Source organism: Halopseudomonas bauzanensis (assembly GCF_900114735.1).
Classification (GTDB): domain Bacteria; phylum Pseudomonadota; class Gammaproteobacteria; order Pseudomonadales; family Pseudomonadaceae; genus Halopseudomonas; species Halopseudomonas bauzanensis.
Map to the genome: position 1 here is coordinate 301,170 of NZ_FOUA01000003.1, position 18,332 is coordinate 319,501.

General features: G+C 55.4%; 16 protein-coding genes. 12 read left to right on the forward strand and 4 right to left on the reverse strand.

Translation table 11 applies throughout. From position 1 onward, the window contains the following. The first annotated feature begins 34 nt into the window (after positions 1 to 34). The 10 genes from BM267_RS09785 (at position 35) to BM267_RS09830 (ending at position 11,064) form a co-directional block, all read left to right on the forward strand. Positions 35 to 1,228, forward strand: coding sequence for an MFS transporter (locus tag BM267_RS09785; RefSeq protein WP_074779637.1), 1,194 nt, complete (start codon positions 35 to 37; stop codon positions 1,226 to 1,228). A gap of 277 nt (positions 1,229 to 1,505) precedes the next feature. Then, on the forward strand, positions 1,506 to 2,726 hold the full coding sequence (locus tag BM267_RS09790; protein ID WP_074779639.1) for an acyl-CoA dehydrogenase family protein: 1,221 nt from the start codon (positions 1,506 to 1,508) through the stop codon (positions 2,724 to 2,726). 51 nt (positions 2,727 to 2,777) lie between these two features. After that, positions 2,778 to 3,479 (forward strand): TetR/AcrR family transcriptional regulator, encoded by a 702-nt coding sequence (locus BM267_RS09795; RefSeq protein ID WP_074779641.1) that lies wholly within the window; start codon positions 2,778 to 2,780, stop codon positions 3,477 to 3,479. A gap of 240 nt (positions 3,480 to 3,719) precedes the next feature. Continuing rightward, complete coding sequence (locus BM267_RS09800) at positions 3,720 to 5,099, forward strand: DUF1329 domain-containing protein (RefSeq protein ID WP_074779643.1); 1,380 nt, start codon at positions 3,720 to 3,722, stop codon at positions 5,097 to 5,099. Positions 5,100 to 5,168: 69 nt separating this feature from the next. Next, a complete protein-coding gene (locus BM267_RS09805; RefSeq protein WP_074779645.1) occupies positions 5,169 to 6,467 on the forward strand; it encodes an alpha/beta fold hydrolase in 1,299 nt (432 codons plus the stop codon). Between the two features lie 84 nt (positions 6,468 to 6,551). Next, entirely contained in the window at positions 6,552 to 6,899 is a 348-nt protein-coding gene (locus tag BM267_RS09810) for a nuclear transport factor 2-like protein (protein ID WP_074779648.1), read from the forward strand. Positions 6,900 to 7,122: 223 nt separating this feature from the next. Beyond that, positions 7,123 to 8,361: a multidrug effflux MFS transporter gene (locus tag BM267_RS09815; RefSeq protein ID WP_074779650.1), complete on the forward strand. Its 1,239-nt coding sequence runs from the start codon at positions 7,123 to 7,125 to the stop codon at positions 8,359 to 8,361. A gap of 117 nt (positions 8,362 to 8,478) precedes the next feature. Beyond that, positions 8,479 to 9,009: a CoA transferase gene (locus BM267_RS09820; RefSeq protein ID WP_074779652.1), complete on the forward strand. Its 531-nt coding sequence runs from the start codon at positions 8,479 to 8,481 to the stop codon at positions 9,007 to 9,009. Continuing rightward, on the forward strand, positions 8,951 to 9,484 hold the full coding sequence (locus BM267_RS09825) for an SDR family NAD(P)-dependent oxidoreductase (RefSeq protein ID WP_235818265.1): 534 nt from the start codon (positions 8,951 to 8,953) through the stop codon (positions 9,482 to 9,484). The genes BM267_RS09820 and BM267_RS09825 overlap by 59 nt, the downstream gene beginning before the upstream one ends. 548 nt (positions 9,485 to 10,032) lie before the next feature. Beyond that, positions 10,033 to 11,064, forward strand: coding sequence for a hypothetical protein (locus BM267_RS09830; RefSeq protein WP_074779656.1), 1,032 nt, complete (start codon positions 10,033 to 10,035; stop codon positions 11,062 to 11,064). An 81-nt stretch (positions 11,065 to 11,145) separates the two neighbouring features. Here the strand turns inward: BM267_RS09830 and BM267_RS09835 are convergent, their stop codons facing one another. The 4 genes from BM267_RS09835 to BM267_RS09850 all read right to left on the reverse strand — a co-directional run bounded on the left by BM267_RS09835 (position 11,146) and on the right by BM267_RS09850 (position 15,431). Continuing rightward, a complete protein-coding gene (locus tag BM267_RS09835) occupies positions 11,146 to 11,952 on the reverse strand; it encodes an FkbM family methyltransferase (protein ID WP_074779658.1) in 807 nt (268 codons plus the stop codon). Between the two features lie 179 nt (positions 11,953 to 12,131). Then, a complete protein-coding gene (locus tag BM267_RS09840) occupies positions 12,132 to 12,485 on the reverse strand; it encodes a hypothetical protein (protein ID WP_074779660.1) in 354 nt (117 codons plus the stop codon). Positions 12,486 to 12,523: 38 nt separating this feature from the next. Beyond that, the gene (locus BM267_RS09845) at positions 12,524 to 13,801 is read right to left on the reverse strand and encodes a cytochrome P450 (protein ID WP_074779662.1); all 1,278 of its coding nucleotides are present in this window, start codon (positions 13,799 to 13,801) and stop codon (positions 12,524 to 12,526) included. Positions 13,802 to 13,844: 43 nt separating this feature from the next. After that, complete coding sequence (locus BM267_RS09850; RefSeq protein WP_074779664.1) at positions 13,845 to 15,431, reverse strand: phytoene desaturase family protein; 1,587 nt, start codon at positions 15,429 to 15,431, stop codon at positions 13,845 to 13,847. A gap of 509 nt (positions 15,432 to 15,940) precedes the next feature. On the opposite strand from BM267_RS09850, the gene BM267_RS09855 reads away from it, so the two are divergent. Beyond that, positions 15,941 to 17,299, forward strand: coding sequence for a DUF1329 domain-containing protein (locus BM267_RS09855; protein ID WP_074779666.1), 1,359 nt, complete (start codon positions 15,941 to 15,943; stop codon positions 17,297 to 17,299). A gap of 69 nt (positions 17,300 to 17,368) precedes the next feature. Continuing rightward, positions 17,369 to 18,277 (forward strand): alpha/beta hydrolase, encoded by a 909-nt coding sequence (locus BM267_RS09860; protein ID WP_074779668.1) that lies wholly within the window; start codon positions 17,369 to 17,371, stop codon positions 18,275 to 18,277. Positions 18,278 to 18,332: the final 55 nt, after the last annotated feature.

Genomic DNA, 18,332 nt, shown 5'->3' on the forward strand with positions numbered 1-18,332 from the left:
ATGAAAGGGGTTTTTCAATTCAGGAGCCAGCAGTTTGGATACCCGTACCACAGCCCCTACGCAGCCCACGCTGTCGATCATTTTCATCGTCTGCTTCAACTTCATGTCATATGTGGCCAGCGGACTGCCTTTGGCGGTACTGCCCGGCTTTATCCTCAACGAACTCGAATTCGGCACTGTCTGGGCTGGTATCGTGATCGGTGCACAGTATGTGGGAACACTGCTGTCTCGACCATTGGCCGGCTTGCTTGCCGATCGCTTCGGGGCCAAATCCGCTGTCATCATTGGACTCGTCGCCCTCGTTCTTTGCGGGATACTGACCACACTGGCCATCGTGATGTATTCCTCGCCCTGGCTCAGCATTTGGCTCCTACTCGGCACCCGCGTGATCCAAGGCTTCGCTTCAGCGATGGTTTCCACTCCGTGCTGTACCTGGGCTATCGGCTTGCACGGCAAACCGCATACCGCACGGGTAATGTCTTGGAACGGCATTGCCGCCTATGGCGGTATCGCCGTCGGCGCGCCACTGGGGGTGTTGATCAGAGACCAGTTCAACCTGGCCAGCATCGGGATGTGCATCGTATTGCTCGGACTGTTTGCGCTACTGGTGGCGGTCGTCAGACGCCCCGCGCCGCTGGGGCGCGGCGAGCGACTACCCTTTCTCCACGTGTTGTGCTCGGTATTGCCCAACGGTCTGGTACTGGTCTGCAGTTCGGCCGGTTTCGGCAGTCTGACCGCCTTCATCGCGCTCTATTTTGATAGTCTCGGCTGGTCGAACGCCGCTTGGTGCCTGACGGGCTTTGGTATCGCCTTTATCTTTGCCAGGCTCGCCACGCCCAATGTGATACCACGTTTCGGTGGCTATCCTGTCGTGAAGCTATGTCTTTCAATACAAGGCTTGGGGCTGCTGCTGGTTTGGCTGGCACCCTTGCCCGAGGTCGCGATTCTCGGTGCATCCCTCACTGGGCTGGGAGTGTCCTGGGTATACCCGGGACTGGCGGTGGAAACGCTGGCACGCACCCCGGACGCCAATCGCAATTCCGCACTGAGCGCGCTTTCGCTGTTCTTCGATATAGCGGTGGGTTTGGCAGGTCCGTTGATGGGGCTGCTCGCTGCCAGTTCAGGTTTCGCCGAGGTTTTTCTCGGTTCGGCGCTGCTGGCAGGCGCCGGTTTCATACTGGTTATGGCCCTGCGCCGGGCGGCCCGCCAGCCAGTACTGACATCCTGAGCCCAAGACAGCCTGCATCCTCAGGTTCAGCAAAGAGCAAGTAGTCCACACACGTCATCTGAGTGATCGCTACGGACGCAAGTTACCGCTATATTTGGTCTTCCCTGAAAGCCTACATATCTTATCTCCCCTGCTCTCGGCTCCTGCTACGCATGGGATATGCGGCAAATAAGCCAGCACCACATATTTTCATATTCCAGCCAAAATCACTTTACAAAATAAACACAGTATATATTATGACAATATTGTCACTGTGATAAAAAATACAAGGTGAGAAATGCAAATAGCCCACGAGACATCCGAAGACCTCCACCCCACTCCCGTAACGGCCGTACGCAAGCTGTTGCCACTAATCGAAAGGCATGCCGCGCAATGTGAGCAGGAAGGCCGTGTCCTGGATGAGGTAATTGAGGCACTGGAGCAGGCCGGGCTGTTCCAGATGATGTTTCCCAAACGGGCTGGAGGATCGGGGCACAAGATCATCACTCACATCGAAACTGTGGCCGAAATAGCAAAGGCTTGCCCTGGCACCGCCTGGGCCTTCAGCCTGCTTTCCGGAGTAACCGCGTCAGTCGCATCCATGCCCCCGGCAATTTCAGAGTTGGTCTTCAAGACAGGGGCAGAGCGAGTTTGCAGCGTCGCTGCGCAAACCGGCACTGCGCAGGCAACAGAAGATGGGTATGCCATCAGTGGCCGATGGGGATACGCATCGGGCTGTCTGCACGCCGACTGGGCACTCAACGGGGTAAAAATCATCGACGAGCAGGACCAGGTAATTGATGCCGGGTTCGCCCTCATGCCACTGCAGCATCCACAGGTGCGAATCGAGAACACATGGCATGTAGCCGGAGTTTGTGGCTCCGGCAGTAACACCGTCGTTGCGGAAAATATCGTAGTCGCCCCCATTCAGATATTGCGCTATTCCGAACTGCGACGCAGCAACGCGGCTGATCCCAAGGTACTGGCTGCCATGGAGCCCAGAGATCGCTGGCCAGTCGAACCTCTTTTTCCTCTAGGCGTCCTCGCTCCTATGCTGGGCGCCGCCAGCGCCATGCTGGAAAAGGTTCGGAAGAGCTTGCCCGAACGCCAGATCATCGGCTGGCGCTACGACAGCCAGAGCGAGTCGCAGGTGTTCGTACAGCAACTGGGTGAGGCTGCAATGGAAATCGATTCCGCTTGGCTGCATATCCGCCGTGCTGCGGAGCAAATTGACAATACTGCACAGATAGCCCCATTGAACGGCTTTGAAAAAGCCTGTATTCAGGCGGACTGCGGCTATGCCATGGGTCTCCTGCGCAAAGCAGGCGAGCGTCTGATGGACATCGCCGGCCCCGCCGCGTTTGCTCAGAACAATTCCCTGCAACGCCTGTGGCGAGATCTGAATGTGGGCAGTCGTCATACCGCACTGAACACAAGACTTTCACTCGAACTCTATGGACGCGCTCTGACCGAACGGGAATCGAATCTTCTACTTTTACCCGAAATAAAGAGACAATAAAGGTTCCCCTCCGCACACGGCCGGTTCGAACTTTGACGGATAGGAATTGAGATGAACAACGAAACTGCACGCCCGACCAAGATGGACGAAGAGCTCGATTTTCGGGTGAGAGTCGCTCGCGAGAAGCGTGAACGCATGCGACAGCGCCTGCTCTTCGCAGCACTGGATGTATTTCTGGTGAGCGAACGCACTAAACCGCCAGTTATTGATGATGTCATTCTCAAGGCCGGGGTTTCTAGAGGAACCTTCTACAAATACTTCGACTCTCTGGATGAGGTGCTGGCAGAGCTCGGCCAGCAAATGGCAGATGAGATGATCGAAACCTATGAGCGGATTTTTGCGCAGCTTTCCGACCCTGCCGCCAAGGTAGTTGCCGGACCGCTTCTGTCGCTTACCCATGCCGGCATGCAACCACAGAAGGTGGCATTCACCTCAAAGGTCGATTTTGTCGGCTACCTGTCTCTCAGCAAGCGCCTCGGCAGCATTGTCACAGCCTGCCTGAATGAAGCTAAACAGAGCGGTGCCGTACACTTCGCGTCACTTGATGCCGCTACCGATTACATCATCGGGGCCACGGTCGAAGGCTCACGAAGAATGATGCATAACCAACTGTTCGATAAGGAATACCTGCATGAATTGGTATTGCTTATCATGCGTGGATTTGGCATGAGCAACGAACAGGCCACGCAGGCAATCAATATCGCATGGGAACAACTCAACAGCCATTCTGACAACTTGCCCTGGTGGCACTGACGGGGCAGCCATTTCAAGCGGGAGGAAAGAAGGAGATGCCATTAAATAAAAACCTGAAGTTCTAAACACACAAAATTACAGGCAATGGCTCGACTATAGCTGGAACTCTCTCATTGCCGGTAACAACCACCTCTCCGAACTCAAGACGTTCGCGACTGATGTCGTGATCTAGGAGTCGTGTTCCCAAAATAAAAACAAGAAAGCCGACCTCTCTTGCCTGTAAGACGGGTCAGCCAGGAGATGAAAATGAAAGCCTTGTACTCTATTGCATGTGGAACCCTCCTTGGTCTCGCGGGCGCGGCTCAAGCCACCGTCGATGCCGCTCAAATCCCAAACCATGACAGTGGGTTAACCCTCTTTGGCAGTAATCAGGCGGGCAATCACGACGGAACAATACCACCCTATAGTGGTGGCCTGACTCAGGCACCAGCCGACTTCAAACCCGATAGCGGATTCTGGACCAACCCATTCAAGGATGAAGAACCACTGCTACGCATCGATGCGCAAAATGCTGATCAGTATGCAGACAGGTTGAGTGATGGCCAGCGTCATCTGCTGAAACAGTTCCCTACCTATCATCTCAACATCTACCCGACCCATCGGACCGCGGCCTACCCTACGCATGTACTTGAAGCCACCGCCCGCAACGCGGAGCAGTGCAATACCACCAAAGATAATCTGGCAGTCGAAACAGCATGCCGAGGCGGTCTGCCCTTTCCCGCGCCGGCCAACGGCAACGAGGTCATGTGGAACCAGTTGCTTGGCTATATAGGGGATACGGCGATCCAGGCTCAGCACAACCGTTCATGGCGAATAGCGCGCAACGGCGCCAGAACCATGACGGCCGACCAGTCGACCTTCAGTGAGCGCCCTTATTACCAGACAGGACTGGGTGACCGCGATCCTCAGATGTTCTGGCGGACCTACTCGATTACCCAGAGCCCTGCCCGCAAGGCCGGGGAGATCACCGGTGTGTTCGACTACCTGGACACTGTCAGCAAACCGCGACGGGCCTGGAGCTATACCACCGGCCAACGCAGGGTAAAGCTTGCTCCGGAATTTGCCTATGACACACCAGTGGCCAGCCTGGGTGGTGGGCTCCTGTTCGATGAACTGTTTCTGTTCTCCGGCAAGATGGATCGCTTTGACTTCCAGTACAAGGGCGTCAAGGAAATGTATATCCCCTATAACAACTATGACCTGTATACCCCCGCCGGTCAGTGCGACACCGAAGGGCAGTTCGTTGGTTCGCACATCAATCCCGCTTGTGAGCGCTTCGAACTGCATCGTGTCAGAGTCGTAGAAGCTACCCTCAAGCCCGGCATGCGGCATGCCTATTCAAAGAGGACCTATTACCTCGACGAGGATCTCAGCGGAGCGGGCATGTTCGACGCTTTTGACCAGAACAGCGACCTGCACCGTGCCCTCTTCAATACCATGATCCAACTCTATGATCAGAAAATTCCATGGGCAGTCCGTAGTCATACCTACGATTTCAATAGAGGCATGCTTACCGTACTGGGTGATGCCTACACAGGCGGCTTCAAGGTCATGCCGGAACCACTCCCTGAGCGCCACCTGAACCCTGAGGCCATCACTGCACGGGAAACCGTGCGCTAACCTGACTCCCCCCTCGCTTCAGGTCAAGTGAGGGGGGGATGAGTCTTGCCACAACCGGAGGAATAAGAAATGGAGCTGATAAAGATCATCGGCCATGCAGGGATTTCCCTGGTCGCGGAAGCCGGCGGCAATTCCGACAACCAAGCGGTACTGTTGCTGCACAACCATCAGCAAACCCGCCATGAATGGGCAGCGTTGGCCCGCCGCCTGATGCATACCGGATTCTACGTTGTATCACTCGACCTGCGCGGTCATGGCGATAGTGGCTGGAATGAAGACTACTCTTTGTCCGCACTGGCGGATGACGTTCATGCCGTATTGCAGACGTTGCCAGGCAAGCCAGTCATTATAGGCTCCGGACTGGGTGGCAAGGCTGCCTTGCTGGCCGCCGGCAGAGAAAATCAGCGATCTGGCATGGATATCATCAGCGCCATGATCATGATCGATGTTCACAGCCGAAGTGACATACGCCTCGACAAGCAAACGCTCTATCGGGGAGGCCGTGATCTCAAAAACCTTATTGACGAGCTGAGCAACCATATAGGCGGTGCCAGCAACACATCCATGCTGCATAAATATCTGCGTTTACGAACACCTGGTGTATGGCACTGGCACAGCGACCCTGGTATCGAGTCGACAGCAGCCGTCAGTACCTGGTCAGATATCGAACTGGAGCAGGTCACGGCTACTCTGGACATTCCAATGCTGCTGGTTCAAGGCGATGAAAGAAAATGCTGGCTTGAGCAACTGGCCAAGACCATACCCGGAGCAACACTGCTCACACAGCCTGGGACAAGGCAATGGCTGAGCACTTCGGCGGAACTGGATGGGTTTGATCTCGCGATCCTGCGGTTTATTGAGAGTAGATGCGCTCCTACCTTACCTGCCAGAGCTGATACTCGTCTATTACGCCGCACGCTTGGAGCGTTCGCCACCGGTGTCACGGTCATTACCACCACCGATGAGCATGGCAAGCCTGTCGGTCTTACTGCCAACTCGTTCACCTCGGTCTCCCTAGATCCACCGCTGGTATTGTTCTGCATTGACAAGCGTTCTGCCAGCCTAAAGATCTTCGAGAAGAGCCAAGCCTTTGGAATCAACGTACTGAATGCGGATCAGCAGGACATTTCACAGCGATTTGCCAGCAGGAACGAAGACCGCTTCGCTGATACACCATGGGAAATGTGGGAGCTCAAAGTGCCCATTATCCAAAACACAGCAGCCAGTTTCGAGTGTGCAAAACACCATGTTGTCGATGCAGGTGATCACCTAATCTTCCTCGGCCGTGTCCATCATTCTTGGCTCGACTCCCAGCGCTCCCCGCTTCTGTACTTCCAGGGTGGCTACCACCATGTACAACGCCATTGACATATACCGGTCAGGCAAAGGCCTTGTCGTGCCTGCCGATTTCTCCGCGCAACCACACGAAAACCAGTCACAAAGGACATCATCATGAACGACAGCAAAAAGCTTGAGCACTTTCTCCACGTACAGGTGGAGCACTGGAACAAAGGCGACAAAGAGGGCTTTCTCGGCTGCTATCGCGACATAGCTGAAAACGGGCTTGATATCGAATATGTGGGGTACCCAAAAGCTGATCCATGGGTAACGCTGAATGCCATGTGGGACCAGGAACGTGAAAAAATTCGTATCGATATCCTGGCCGCTATTGTTTCAGGCAACGAGGCAGCCTGTCACCATCGGAATAATCGTACTACCGGAGAACCGGCCACTCATACCATAGAGCTATACAAATTTGAGAATGGTCATCTGAGTGCCCGTTATTTTATTGGCCGATAGCGGCGACAGGCCCCAATCTTTCCCCCTGCACTGCGACACCAACCATAGTGCGGGGGCTAGCCGGGCCTCATAACCGGCTTCAATTTGTAGAACCCACCTAACAAAATATTCTTTATGCGAAATCACATTCTGGATTAAAACCGATCACCCTGCTAATCTGCATGTCCCCAACAGAGTGACTAGGTAACAATGCTACTCACAAACTTCCCCCTCAGTAGAATCCATGAATAGTTCTGGATCCACGCCATTTTTTCCTCGCTGGCTGTTTTTGCTGGCGATGCTTACGGCCCTCTCCCCTCTGTCCGTTGACTTGTATCTACCGGCTTTTCCAGCAATTGCTCAGAGCCTGGGTGTTCAGTCTGCTGACGTGCAGATAACCCTTGCCGTCTTTCTATTCGGGATGTCCGTAGGACAACTTGTTTACGGCCCCTTGAGTGATCGCTACGGACGCAAGCCACCGCTCTATTTTGGTCTCGCGCTCTTCTTGCTTGCCTCCTTCGGGTGCATGCTTGCCACAGACCTGGCGACTTTGACCGTAGCCCGGTTTTTCCAGGCCCTGGGCGGCAGCGCGGGCGTGGTTGTCAGTCGCGCAGTCATCCGCGACCGCACTACTACAGCACAGGCTGCCTGGGCCTTCTCGATGCTGATGCTGGCACTGGGACTGGCCCCTATTCTCGCCCCCGTCGCTGGCAGCCTGTTGTTGAAGGTTATGGGCTGGCGGGAGATATTTGCCATTCTGGGGATTGCCGGCACGATTCTGCTGCTGGCAGTGCACTTCAGTATGCGCGAAACGCTGTCCAGACACACCGCAGAGCGCCTTGGTGTGGCGGGCACATTCAAACGCTACGCCGATCTATTCCGCGACCGGCAGTTCATCATGTATGTGCTTATCATTGCCCTGCCCTTCGGCGCGATGTTCGCCTACGTCGCGGGTGCTCCGTACGTGATCATTGAACTCTACGAGGTGCCCGCCGTGCATTTCGGCTGGCTCTTCGGGCTGAATGCGTTCGGCATGATTGCGGGCTCCCAGTTCAATGCCCGGGTGGTAGCACGCTTCGGCCCGGCTGCATTATTGAATGCCATTCTCTGGCCGCCATTCCTGGCAGCGCTGGTCGCTCTCACAGCCACCTTGGCAGGATACGCTTCCTTACCGCTGCTGATGGCCTGCTTCTTCGTATACATGTTCTCCATGGGTATGTTGTCGCCTAATGCAGTAGCACTGGCCATGGCCAGTCAGGGTCATCGCGCAGGATCGGCGTCTGCAGTTATAGGTGCCGTACAGTTTCTCTTTGGTACCTTGGGTGCCGTTGCGGTGAGCGTCTGGGTCATGCCCAGCGCAATACCCTTGACGGGAGTCATGGTGATAATGATGGGCACCAGCCTGCTCATCCATCATTTCGGCCATCGCCACAACATTCTCATTCTGCACGGCTCAGACATCGAGCCGTCGGCCCTGAAATAGGAGGCAAAACTGACTGGCACTTGCAGTGGCCCGGCGAAGTGAACAAATCAGTCGGGTATCACAACAGTCCATTCAAGCGTTCTTCACTGGACAACAACAAGACATCTTGAGGTGCTTATGAATGAATCAACGTTGCATGGGCTGCGTGTCGTCAGCCTGGGTTCAGGCATCGCAAGCGCTGCGGCGGGTTTGCAGCTTTGCGAGGCGGGCGCGGAGGTGATCCTGGTCGAGCCGCCTGGCAATCCGGCTCGACAGGAGCAGGCGCTGTTTGCTGTGCTTAATCGGGGTAAACGCAGCGTCATCTTGGATATCAACGAGCCAAAGGGACAGCAGCGACTCGAACAGCTGCTGACATCCGCCGACGTATTCATCCACGAGTTCAGCCCGAAAGTAGCAGGCACGCTGGGGCTTGACGATGCCCAGTTGGCGCAGCGCTTCCCGGGTCTAATCGTTGCAGCCATTACCGGCTGGCCAAACAAACATCCGTTGGCTGAAGCAAAGGCACGTGAAACGCTGGTGCTGGCGCGGCTTGGCCTGCTCGATGAACAGCCAGGCCACCGTGAAGGGCCAGTATTCGTGCGCATGCCGTTTGCCAAGTCTGGACGTGCTGGTCAATGCTGCCGGAATAGCGCCCAACGCCACTGCTGAAGAAATCACCTTGGACGAGTGGGAACAGGTATTCGCGGTAAACACCCGCGGCACCTTTCTGACCAACCGCGCGGCATTCAAGCGTATGCGACAAGATGGCGGGCGGATCATCAACTTCGCCTCGGCAGCCGGCGTGGGCGGTCAGCCTGGCAAGGCGCACTATGCCGCCAGCAAGGGCGCAGTCCTAGCATGGACGCGCACCGTCGCACGCGAGTGGGGCCCGCACGGCATTACCGTTAACGCCATCGCTCCGGCGATGTGGACGCCGATGTACGACGCCACCCGCGCCAGCATGAGCGAGATCCAGCTCAAACAGCACGATGCAATTATGGCTAGCCTGATTCCCATTGGCGGCCAACTTGGTGACGCCTCCTGTGACCTGGCACCGATGCTGGTCTTTCTCGCAGGCGAAGGGTCACGTTTCATAACCGGCCAGACCCTGGTGGTTGACGGCGGCATGTTGATGCTGAGTTGACACCACGATCGAATACAGATGTCTGGTCAAGCTTGACTTCGGCGGTCTGGTTACGCCGCTTCATTGCCCCTCGCAGGAGGGGCAGATTTTACCTGGAGTAAAACGATTCATTCAATCGTCTTGTTGCAGCGCCTTCCCCTCGCCACAATGCGCATGCCGCGCCACAGCCCGCGCCACACCTGACCTGCAGCAGTAACCATACCCTGTCTGCATGCCCTCTCCTCCAACTTACTCTAATTCTTTATGCAGAACCAAATTCTGCAACGTAGATTATCACTCATTGTTCTGCTAGCTTCAGGGCATGCAATAAACAAGCGAACAGAGCACTTGTCAGTGTGGGTTTAATAACAAAAACAAAAGGTTAAATTCTAATGAGCCATACAAAACGGCTTTACACGGGTAGCGCGAATCGCCGCGTCGTCATGTACCGCACGCTGGACAGCTCAACGCTGGAATGCATTCGTTTCTGCGACCAATTCTTCCGTACCCTGCTGCGACCAATAACCAGCAACAAACAAACCTGACCATCACCAACCATGAGAGAGACTATGCGACATTTTATAGAGGTTCCTGAACGCGGCGACTTTGCTTTTCAGCAACTGGTAGGTCCACACAAGGTAACCGGACCGGCAATGGCTGGCGAAAGAGGATTCTTCGGACTGCAGTTGAGCAAGAGCGCTCCTTTTGGCTCAGTGCGCGACGAAGAAGGCAACATCTATTCCTTTGTGCGCTCCATCCTGGCGCCCAGTGGCACACCCAATCCGACAAAGTTCATTTATCAGTCCAACCATATAGATGGCAAGCACATACGTATGGATCAGGAGCGGATGGCCGCCCAGGCATTGACTCCACGACCTGTCCAGACACTCGAAGGCGATACCGTACGCTGGTCCAGCCAGCCGGACGAACCAGGCAATGCCTGGGAACTCACCGCATCCAGCGAGCGGTTAACCTGGAAGGAAGAGGGATTGTTCGAACTCGAAGGCAAGCTGATCGGCTCTGGCATGCAATGGTATATCCCGGGCGTAGAATGGGGCACTTTCTACGTTTCCCAATTATGGGATCTCAAAGGTACATGCGAAGGGCGGCCGGTTAAAGGCGCGATGGCCCTGGATCAGATGTACATGGCCGAAGGCGGCGCCATTCATTTCAAGAAAGACCTCGTTGTAAACAATAACATGCACGTTATCTGGTGGACATTCGTAACTATGTACAAGGACGGTACGTGGGATGCCGGATCCTTCATGGTCGGACACGATAACCTGGGTTATGCCATTCTGATGAACGAAAAAGGTGAGATACGCACCACCACGGACATTGAAGGAACGACGGTTCACAAGGACGGCAGCTACTTCCTGGAATCCGCCCATATCATTCTCGAAGGCGAGGAAAAATGGGAGTTCCTACCGGATCCCAAGGGTGAAATGATCGACTTCGTCGGCGGCTTCCCGATCACAGCCCAGCAGGAAGGACGGTGGCGCCGGGTGGGCGACACCCGCGAGCCTGATCGCTGGTTGGCCTGGGGCGAGTCGGATCGTCGCAACGGCTCCGCACGCAACGTGAGAGGTGCGGATCTATAACTCGGCAAATGGCGCACCGGCATCTATTCCTGACGGACATGACCCGGTGGCGCCGACGGCGTATCTCACTATCGAGCGGACTCAGACACTCCGCTCGAACACCCAAGTCTGGGATCTAACGTGGCAAAGCCGGAAACCCTGACCCATTATCGTGTTGACCACGCTGACGGTAGCTACATCGCCAATTTCAGGGGTATGGAGCTCGACCATGATCAAGCGCAGGTCATCGGGCAGCTTGTGCGGCAACAGCCCCACCTCTGCACCCTCGATATCTAGCACGAGAACGCTGGGGCGAATGCTCTCTAACAGGTCGGAAATTCTCGCAACCTCAGTCTCGACTGGCTCTCCAGACCCATGATCCAGCACCGAACTCCACCAGTATTCATCTTGCACGCGAAGCGTCAGCATCTCGCCTGAGAAGTCGTCGGCTACCACGGCCGCTGCAATCAGCTGACATTCGTGTCCATTCAGCCGAACGTTCTGTCGGATGATGTCGTGCATCACCTCGTTGGGCTCGACTATGGTGACCGGATTACCCGAATGAATGGCCGCCAGCGAACCAGTTATGCCCGCCCCGCCGCCGCACTCCAGCACCCTGTCCCCAGGCATGACCAATTTCTCGATCAGTTCAAGATCGGCCTCCTCATAATCGCCCATCGCAAAATAGTAAGCCATGCGTGCGCTGCCCCCCTTTGCCACCTGCATCTTCAACGGGCGCAACGGGTGCTCCAATACTTCAGGCTCGCCCAAACTATCGAGCCATGTACCTATACGTTCGATCTGCTCCAGATCGTCCGGCTGATCCTTCGGCCAGACGTTCAGACCTCGCTGTGAGACGATCTGCCGACGCTCTTGTATGCGCCAGTCTTCCACGAGTTGTTTGATCATAGGGAATATCCTGGATGAAATTGCTCGCCCGAGTTTTTGGGGGGAGTACGCAAACGGCAGATAACCATAAAGTAGAGCTGAGCGCGCATTTGTGCGCAGCCTGGTACGCCAACATATGCCAGATACCAGGAAACCGCAGTGTTAGCTGCGGTTTCCTAGAGTTCAGACTGGACCACCCATCATTGCTTGATGAAGTAGCGTACCAGCGTCTTGCCCTGATCGAACTTGTACAGCTCAATGGTTTCGATCACGCCACTGCCGTCACGCATAACGTTCCTGTGGTGACAGGCTGCTTCGTTGGCGGCGATGATAGAGAGCTCCACCTCCACGATGAACTTGCTGTTCTGCTGCTCCCACATGTTTTCCAGTACCGAAAAACCTTCAACCACAGGCCGGCCCAGATATTCAATCTCCAGCCCATTGGGGGCAACGCTTCTGTAGTGCGCAAAAAAGCCATCCCGGTCGCCGGCGTTCCAACACTCCAGCTGGCCATGCAGAAACGACTCGATTCCCTTGCTATCGATATTGCTCATCTTTTCACCTTGCTGATTCGTTAATCATGTACCGCGCTTCAGTCCCAGATCACGTGAACGGATTTCGCGCCCCGCAATTGCGCCCCGGCAATCTTCGGTGCGGGCATATCGGGATCCAAACGGAGGTTGGGGAACAGATCAAGAATGCCGTTGATCGCACAGGTGAGCTCCACCTTGGCAACGAACTGGCCAATGCACATATGCGGACCGAACCCGAATCCCAGCGAGGGACGGGATTTACGATCAATATCGAAAACATCCGGATCGTCGAACGCCTCCTCATCCCGGTTGGCGGAAATCACCATGCATTGAACCATCGAGCCTTTCGGCACCATAACACCCCCAATCTCGACATCCTTGGAGGCCTGGCGGACCTTGAAGGTCGAAACTGGCTCGTAACGCACAGTCTCGTCGATCAACTTACCAATCAGCTTACGGTCATTGCGGACTCGCTCCTGCAACTCAGGCCGCTCCAGCAGTAACGTCATCACCGAACTGAATGTCCGCGTCGTGGTTTCTCCTGCAGCGGGCAGGAGTGAACGGACGAAAGTTGTGACCTCATGATCATCCAGCGCCCGCCCCTCATATTCCGCATTGATGAGCCTGCTGATCAGATCAGTGCCTTGAGAGCCCTCGGCACGCTTGGCAACAACCACTTCCTTGATTGCATCGTAAAGGCTCTTCACTGCCTGGCCCGCCAGAGCACCAAAAATCCTGGCCTTTTCCGGGTCGATCTGGTTGGCTGCCACAAGAGCCAAAGCCCAGCTGGCATACTTCTTGAATTTCTCTGGATCGTCGGCCGGAAAGCCCATGAGTTCATACATGACACGAATGGGGAAATAGAGACCAAAATCCATCAGATTGGCTTTCTTGTCTGGCGCCATCGGAAGCAGAAACTCTTCGCGGATGACCCGTTCAATCTCGGGCCGCCATTTATCCACCGTTTGCGGCATGAATACCGGCTGGAGCAGTGCCCGGGTACGACGGTGCTGTTCACCATCCATTGCAAGAACAATCAATCCGTCAAAAAAGGCGCCCATTCCTTCGGCAATAAAGCCGCTCGTAAAAGTCTCCGCGTCGCGCAGTACCGCAATCACGTCCTTGTATTTGAATAGCGTCACCGCGCACTTCGGTGCCTTAGCACTCGCGTTGGTCGGTACTTTCAAGTAGGTATCGACAAAGTCGCCCTGCATGACCGGTTCGTTAAGGAGCTTTTCCCGGCAAAGTGCATGAATATCGATGTCTGTACCGAGGTAGGTGTCCGAGACCGCATGGTAGGCGGCTTCAATATCAAGTTCCTGAAATGTAAGTGACATAGCATATTCTCCTGATTAAGAATTTAATTCTTGTTGTTTATTGCTAAGGTTTCTTGGCTAAATAACTGGTCACCCGTTTAGCTGCCAGCCGGCCGGCCATACCATTCACACCGCCCCCAGGGTGACTACCAGCGCTGCCGAGGTATAAGCCCGCCACCGGCAGAGTGTCGCCGCCCAACCCGTGAGCCGGACGCATAGTGCTTGAACGCATCGTGGTGGTATCGATATGCACTACGCAGCCGTTTACCGTGTTCAGCCGGGCGGTAAAGTCGGGGGCAGCTTCAATCCGCCGCCCGATGACATGACCTTTTATGCCTTCCACATAATCGGAAAGTTGATCGATGACCTGATCCGCCACATCCTCTCTGATGGCGTCCCAGCCACCGGTCGGATTAACCGGCATGACCGGTGGATAGATGTAAACAACGTCCTGGCCTTCAGGCGCCTGTGAAGGGTCTGCCGCACTTGGCGCCGCCATGGTTACATATGGCAGCTGCGGTACTTCTCCTCGGGAGCTCGCGGCGAAATTTTCCAGCACCGCTTCTTCGGTACCGATCAGCAGGCAAGTATTGCGTAGATCCAAGCCATCACCTCGTGCCGCTTCGAAGCGCGGCACGGAAATCCGCCCATCCAGAGCGAGATCAATCTTGAGCGGGCCCGAGCCTTTGGCATTTGCCGGTGCCATGGCGATCCGGGTCAACAGGTGCCCGGGCATTTCGCCAGCCGTCACCATCTCCAGCGCGACCCTGGGATGGCAGCCAGCAATAACCGAGCGGGCCGTGAACTCGCGTCCATCGGCCAACTTGACACCCTTCACCGTATTTTGACTGGAAACGATCTCTGTCACGGTCGCAGAGGTAATGACCTCCCCACCCAACTCCACGAGCCTGGAGGACATTGCATTGCTCAACTGCTGCATACCGCCTCGCACGCGGCCGACACCGAAGCGGTGAAGAAAGCCGAGCAAGGCATAGTAGATGCCGCCACCATCAGCTGTGATATCGCCGGCCAGGCCAGTCAAGGCACACATCGCAGAAATGGTTACCGGATGCTCAAAGCGTTCACGGGCAGCCTGATGAGCGGAGCCTGTCATCAGCGCCATCAACTCCGGCTTGAGTTTGCGATTCTTGAGGGCGCTACCCACAACTTTCAATTTTGTCGTCAAGTTCAGCTTGGCCGGATCCACGCGCATCATCGGAAGCGCAATTTCCAGAAACATGTCAACAACAGACATGAACTCCAGAAATGCGTCGGCATCTTCTGTGCTATAGCGGCGGATCTCAGCGGCCGTCTTCAGGCGATCTCGCCAAAAGACCAGTGAGCTTCCGTCCGGGTGGAGATATACATATCCCGGTGCCAGCTCGATCATCTCGAATCCGTGGCGCTCCAAGTCCAACTCCTGGGGTACGTGGGCGTGGACACGCATCGACATCATATCCAAAGCGCAAGGATGCACCAGATGTTCGGGTGCCTCAGGGATCAGGAACCCCGACGATGCCATTCCGCCCACTTTGTCGAGCGCCTCCAGCAACAGGACCTTTTTTCCTTCCAGGCCGAGGTAACAGCCCGCCGACAGCCCGTTAGTGCCGCCGCCCACTATGATCACGTCAAAATCAGTCTTGTTATTCATGGCAGTATCCTATTCAAGCTGAAGAGCACCCTATAACAAAGGCCTACTCCGTGCTGCGCTACCGTTTTACCCCAGGTAAAACGATTGGAGCAGTTCGCGGCTGTCACTGAGGGAGCTGATACCATAGCACTTAAAATTCTTGGTGCAGAACTTTAATCTGCATATGGAATTAAAAAGCAATCTCTGCTAGGGTTCTCCTGGGCACTGCTATTTAAGCTTGGACGACAGATCTGACGTCGTTCCGGGGCTGTGAAAAAGCAATCCGCCGCTGAAAAAATAAAAATAAAGGACGACAAAATGAGAACAGATCTGGATCAGTCAGACCCACTATCCTGCTCAGTGCATTTATCAGCGTTTTTTGCGTTGGTGAATCAAGGCAGACCGCATTATTCCTTCACGGCCCTAAATCAGACACTTCCCATCCACAGCGACCTCGGAGCCCTGGCACCTGCAGCTGGCGGTTGGAACAGCAAGACTCCCTCTAACAACTTCAATAATGGAGCACTGTCATGAAACTGAGGATCGCAATTGGTCTATTACTGAGCGGGATATCTGCTGCCGCCCTTGCCGCCGTTAGTCCGGACGAGGCACAACAGCTAGGACAGAACCTCACATTTATCGGCGCAATCCAGGCAGCTAACGCCGACGGAAGCATTCCCGCTTATGAAGGCGGACTGCGCACAGCTCCGGAAGGCTTCCAACCTGACAGCGGCACCTGGGCGGATCCGTTCAAAGATGAAAAGCCCCTGTATCGCATCACCTCGGCCAACATGGCTGAGTATGCCGACCTGCTGAGTGCCGGACAGAAGGAAGTGCTGCAACGCAATCCGGAATACTACATGGACATTTACCCTTCGCACCGGACGGCAGCCTATCCACAGGAAGTGATGAGCGCGACTATCCGTAATGCGGGCACGTGCGAAACACATAAAGAAGGTCTCGCTCTGAAAGCCGATTGCCGCGGAGGGCTCCCATTCCCTATCGCAAAAAACGGCAATGAGATGATGTGGAATCTGTTGGTGCGATACAACGACGGTAAATACGGCACCACCACCTCTTCTTCCAATACCTGGTTGGTGGATCGCAACGGAAGCATTACTCGCACAGCGAACCAATCGACCTTCGTGGAGCGCCCTTATTATCAGCTTGACGTGCCCGGCCGCGATCCCGAGATGTTCTACCGTGTTTATTCTCTGACCAAAGCGCCAGCGCGCAAGGCTGGCGAACTGACCGGCATGATGGACTTCCTTGACCCTACAGCGCAGCCGCGCCGAGCGTGGAGCTACACACCAGGTCAGCGCCGCGTGAAGCTGGCCCCGGAGTTCAACTACGACACGCCGGTAGGCAGCATGGGTGGCCTCGAATTGTTCGACGAGCTCTTCATGTTCTCCGGCTCGCAGGATCGATTTGATTACAAACTGGTTGGTAGAAAGGAGATGCTGATTCCTTACAATGCCTACAAGTTCTACTTCGGCTGCGATGATCAGTTCCGAGCCGCACACGCAAATCCTGAATGCGAACGCTGGGAGAAACACCGTGTGTGGGAAGTAGAAGCAACGCTCAAGCCCGGCATGCGCCACGTTTACAGTAAGCGCATCTACTATCTTGATGAAGATACCTATGGTGCCGGTCTTTACGACGCATGGGATCAGAATGGTCAGCTGTACCGCGCTATGATGCTTGGTGGTGTGCAGTTCTACGACCATGACATTCCTTATATCGTTAAGCACACCATGTTCGATTTCAACAAGGGCATGTACGGCATCGTCAACGATGGCATGGATGGCGGCTACCGCGTGATGACGGAACCCCGGAGAGAGCGTGACATGAATCCGGAAGCAATCGTATCCCGCGAATCACAACGCTGACTGCACGTCCCAGAACCCTTCAGTTGCCTGCGCAGCTGAAGGGTTTCTTTCTATCATAGGAATCGACCCATGCGGCAAATCAAACTGACGTGGGACGTCAGCCATCTCACGCCCTATTCCATACCAGTTAATGTATCGGGCTCGTTGTTTGCCCCCGACCAGCCAACACCCTCCGATCAACCGCTCGATCTGCTGGTATGCCTGCATGGTGGCAGTTGCTCCAGTGAGTATTACCATCCAGAGCATATTGATCCCTCGTACAGTTTTGCCAGATACATGACCGAACGGGGCTATCTGGTGTTAGCCCTGGACACGCTCGGAATGGGCCGCAGCAGCAAACCCGAGCCCGAGAATCAACTGACACTGGAGATGATTGCCGCTGCCAGCGACTTTGTAACACGGCAAGCTGCTTCCTCTCTACAAGACGGCGAATGGCTTCAACTGCCGCCGAACAGCACACTGCGAGCGTCTGGCCTGGGCCATTCCATGGGCGGAATGCTGTCGGTCTATCAACAGGGCCGTTTTCAAAGCTTTGAGCGGCTGATTGTTGCTGGATGGAGCAACCTGCCACTGGATCTGAGCGACGCCGATATCGCCAGCATGCGCGCAGGTCTCTCCGACGGTGGCTATATCCCAACAGACCGTCAGCCGCTGCAAACATTGTTCCATCTCCCCGACGTGCCAGCCGAGGTAATAGCCGCTGATAACAAACACGCGGGCTTGACACCCGTCACCCTGGCGCTGGCCGCCCTATCCCCCGGCACGGTAACAAGGGAAGCCGCAGTCATCCGCTGCCCGGTTCTGCTGCTCTTTGGTGAAGTGGACGTCAGCGCCGATCCACAACGTGAAACCACCTTCTATCCGACCGCAAGCAGCATCGATCTGAAGCGTATCGAGCAATCAGCTCATATGCATAACCTGGCCCAATCCAGGCAAATCGCATGGCACGCCATCCATGAATGGCTGCTGGCACACTAGGAGACAATTCGGCTCTGCCCGCAGCCCCGCTGAGCAGCGCCGTACCAAGCCCTGC

Bases quoted from the DNA above. Each gene is read 5' to 3' on its own strand.
- BM267_RS09810 (WP_074779648.1), top strand. From the start codon at position 6,552: ATGAACGACAGCAAAAAGCTTGAGCACTTTCTCCACGTACAGGTGGAG.
- BM267_RS09790 (WP_074779639.1), top strand. From the start codon at position 1,506: ATGCAAATAGCCCACGAGACATCCGAAGACCTCCACCCCACTCCCGTA.
- BM267_RS09835 (WP_074779658.1), bottom strand. From the start codon at position 11,952: ATGATCAAACAACTCGTGGAAGACTGGCGCATACAAGAGCGTCGGCAG.
- BM267_RS09855 (WP_074779666.1), top strand. From the start codon at position 15,941: ATGAAACTGAGGATCGCAATTGGTCTATTACTGAGCGGGATATCTGCT.
- BM267_RS09845 (WP_074779662.1), bottom strand. From the start codon at position 13,801: ATGTCACTTACATTTCAGGAACTTGATATTGAAGCCGCCTACCATGCG.
- BM267_RS09830 (WP_074779656.1), top strand. From the start codon at position 10,033: ATGCGACATTTTATAGAGGTTCCTGAACGCGGCGACTTTGCTTTTCAG.
- BM267_RS09815 (WP_074779650.1), top strand. From the start codon at position 7,123: ATGAATAGTTCTGGATCCACGCCATTTTTTCCTCGCTGGCTGTTTTTG.
- BM267_RS09850 (WP_074779664.1), bottom strand. From the start codon at position 15,431: ATGAATAACAAGACTGATTTTGACGTGATCATAGTGGGCGGCGGCACT.
- BM267_RS09840 (WP_074779660.1), bottom strand. From the start codon at position 12,485: ATGAGCAATATCGATAGCAAGGGAATCGAGTCGTTTCTGCATGGCCAG.
- BM267_RS09800 (WP_074779643.1), top strand. From the start codon at position 3,720: ATGAAAATGAAAGCCTTGTACTCTATTGCATGTGGAACCCTCCTTGGT.
- BM267_RS09860 (WP_074779668.1), top strand. From the start codon at position 17,369: ATGCGGCAAATCAAACTGACGTGGGACGTCAGCCATCTCACGCCCTAT.
- BM267_RS09795 (WP_074779641.1), top strand. From the start codon at position 2,778: ATGAACAACGAAACTGCACGCCCGACCAAGATGGACGAAGAGCTCGAT.
- BM267_RS09805 (WP_074779645.1), top strand. From the start codon at position 5,169: ATGGAGCTGATAAAGATCATCGGCCATGCAGGGATTTCCCTGGTCGCG.
- BM267_RS09820 (WP_074779652.1), top strand. From the start codon at position 8,479: ATGAATGAATCAACGTTGCATGGGCTGCGTGTCGTCAGCCTGGGTTCA.